This window comes from Nocardioides pakistanensis, from assembly GCF_054781215.1.
In genome coordinates, this window is record NZ_BAAGUV010000039.1 from 1 (window position 1) to 2,830 (window position 2,830).

The window sequence follows — 2,830 nt, forward strand, 5'->3', positions numbered from 1 at the left end:
GGCCATCGCGACGACCGGCCGGTGCCCGCTCGTGCCGGCCGATATGATCTCGCGTGCGGGGCTCCACGGCTCGGCGTCCAGATCCGCCGCCGAGCGGGCGACCTCGAGGATCGCGTCGAGGTCGAGGTGACCGGCGACCTCCTCGCCGAGGCGCTCGATCATCCGGACCGAGCCGTCCCGTTCCGCCGCCGGCACCAGACCGAGGTGGCGCGAGGGCGTGGAGAGCCGGTCGTCGTGCGGCATGACGCCGAGGACCGGGAGCCCCGTGCGCTCGAGCGACCCGATGATCTCGGTGGTGTTGCGGTCCGACCCCGCCCGGTTGAGGACGACGCCGGCGACGTGGACCCCGGCATCGAAGGTCGCCATGCCGAGGGCGATCGCGCCCGCCGAGCGGGACAGCCTGGCAACGTCGATCACGAGCACGACGGGCGTCCGGGTGAGGGTGGCGACGTGCGCGGTGGAGGCGAACCCGTCGCTGCCCAGTCGCCCGTCGTAGAGGCCCATGACGCCCTCGATCACCGCGACGTCGGTGCCGGACGCGCCGTGGAGGAGCAGCGGGACAACCCGCTCCTCGCCGACAAGGTGCGGGTCGAGGTTGCGGCCGGGACGGCCGGTCGCGAGTGCGTGGTAGCCGGGGTCGATGTAGTCCGGACCGACCTTGTAGCCGCTCACCTCGTGCCCGGCCATCCGCAGGGCCGCCATCAGCCCCGTAGCGATGGTGGTCTTGCCCTGGCCGGTGGACGGCGCGGAGACGACGAGCCGGGGCAGGTTTACCACTCGATGCCCCTCTGGCCCTTCTGGCCGACGTCCATCGGGTGCTTGACCTTGCCCATCTCCGTGACGAGGTCGGCGGACTCGATGAGTCGGGCATCGGCGTTGCGGCCCGTGATGATCACGTGCTGATAGCCCGGCCGGTTGGTCAGCGCGTCAACGACGTCGTCGACGTCGACCCACCCCCACTTCAGCGGGTAGGTGAACTCGTCGAGGATCAGCAGGTCGTGGCTCTCTTCGGCGAGGCGGCGCTTGATCTCCTGCCATCCCTGCAGGGCCGCGGTCTCGTGGTCTTCGGCGTCACCCTGCTTGCGGGTCCACGACCAGCCGGATCCCATCTTGTGCCACTCGACCGGACCGCCCTCACCCGTCTCGTCGTGCAGCCGGCCCAGTCGCTCCAGGACGGTCTGCTCGCCGATGCGCCACTTGGCCGACTTCACGAACTGGAAGACACCGATCCGCCAGCCCTGGTTCCAGCCGCGCAGCGCGAGCCCGAAGGCAGCGGTCGACTTCCCCTTGCCGTCGCCGGTGTGCACCATCAACAGAGGTCGGTTGCGACGCTGCCTGGTCGTCAGGCCGTCGTCCGGGACGACAGCGGGCTTGCCCTGCGGCATCAGGCCGCTCCCCTCTGCGTGCGGGACCTGACCGTGCCGGCCAGCCCCTCCGCGTTGACGTCCGAGACCGGGAGGTGCTCGGCACGCAGCAGCTCGGCGAGCCGCAGCGCGAGCCCGAGGCGCATCGGACCGCTCTCGCCATCGACCACCACGGTCGTGACACCGAGGCCGGCGACGTGCTCGGCGGCCTGCTGCGACCGTGCGACGGCATCCTTGCCACCGGTGGCCCGGCCGTCGGTCACCACCACCAGCAGCGGCCGCAGCCGCGGGTCGCGCAGTCGCTCACGGACCAGCACCCGCGCCGCCTCCCGGAGCCCCTCGGCCAGCGGCGTACGTCCGCCCGCCGGGAGCTCGTCGAGGCGCGCGGCGGCGATGTCGACCGAGCGCGTGGGTGGCAGCGCGACGGTGGCCTCGTCGCCTCGGAAGGTGACCAGACCGACCTTGTCGCGGCGACGGTAGGCGTCGAGCAGCAGCGACAGGATCGCAGTCTTGACCTGTGTCATCCGCTTGCGAGCCGCCATGGAGCCGGAGGCGTCGACGCAGAAGAGGACGAGGTTTGCCTCGCGACCCTCACGTACGGCCACGCGGAGGTCCGTGCCGCGGATGGCGACCCGCCCGCTGGCCCTCGGGCGAACCGCCTGCTTGCCGGCCGCGGCCTTGAGCGTCTCGACGAGGTCCAGGGAACCGGACGCACCCGGTCGTGCCCCCACCCGCCGACCGGTGCTCGCGAGCGCGCGGCTGCGACGACCGGCCTCCCCGACGCCGAGGCCCTGGACCGTCAGCAGCCTCGGCCGGTAGGGGCTCGCGGCGCCGACGGTCGACGTGGACGCCGGTCCGCCGGTGCCCGGCTGCTGGGCCGCTGAGAGCTCGTCCGCATCGCTGGGCGGCCGGTCGGTCGAAGGGCCGGGCGGGTCGCCGGCGTCCTTGGCACCTGCCTCCTGCTCCGCACCGGTGGCCGGGTCGTCGTGCCCGGGGCCCGCTTCCTCGTCCGGAGCCGGGCCCTCCGGCGGCTCCGGCGGCAGCTCGTCGTCGCCGAGGACCTGGTCGAGCAGGTCCTCGTCGAGACCGGGGGCGTCGAACGGGTTGCGGCGACGCCGGTGTGGCAGCGCCAGCAGTGCGGCGCGTCGGATGTCGGCGCGGGTGACCTCGTCCCGACCGTCCCAGGCGGCGTGGGCGACTGCGGTGCGGGCGGTGACGATGTCGGCGCGGAGCCCGTCGACCTCGAACCTGGCGCAGACCTCGGCGATCTTCATGAGCGCGGCCTCGGTGAGCCGCACCGCGGCGACGCGCTCGCGAGCCGACTGGACCCGCTCGGTCAGGGCGCGGTCCGCGTCGCGGTAGCGCGCGGTGAAGGCGACCGGATCGGCGTCGTAGGCCACCCGGCGCCGCACGACCTCGGCGCGTAGCGCCGGCTCCCGCGGGGCGGCCACCTCGACGGTGAGCCC

3 protein-coding genes are annotated in these 2,830 nt (G+C 73.5%); all 3 read right to left on the minus strand.

Going from position 1 to position 2,830, the window contains the following annotated elements:
- Window positions 1–777 (minus strand): cobyrinate a,c-diamide synthase (locus ACYVIH_RS15735; protein WP_460870423.1); only part of this gene is annotated, 777 nt, incomplete at its 3' end.
- The gene (gene cobO / locus ACYVIH_RS15740) at window positions 771–1,385 is read right to left on the minus strand and encodes a cob(I)yrinic acid a,c-diamide adenosyltransferase (RefSeq protein ID WP_460870424.1); all 615 of its coding nucleotides are present in this window, start codon (window positions 1,383–1,385) and stop codon (window positions 771–773) included. The genes ACYVIH_RS15735 and cobO, both read right to left, overlap by 7 nt.
- Window positions 1,385–2,830, minus strand: a 1,446-nt coding sequence (locus ACYVIH_RS15745) for a VWA domain-containing protein (RefSeq protein WP_460870425.1), incomplete at its 5' end; no start/stop codon positions are given. The genes cobO and ACYVIH_RS15745, both read right to left, overlap by 1 nt.

Bases quoted from the DNA above. Each gene is read 5' to 3' on its own strand.
- cobO (WP_460870424.1), bottom strand. From the start codon at position 1,385: ATGCCGCAGGGCAAGCCCGCTGTCGTCCCGGACGACGGCCTGACGACC.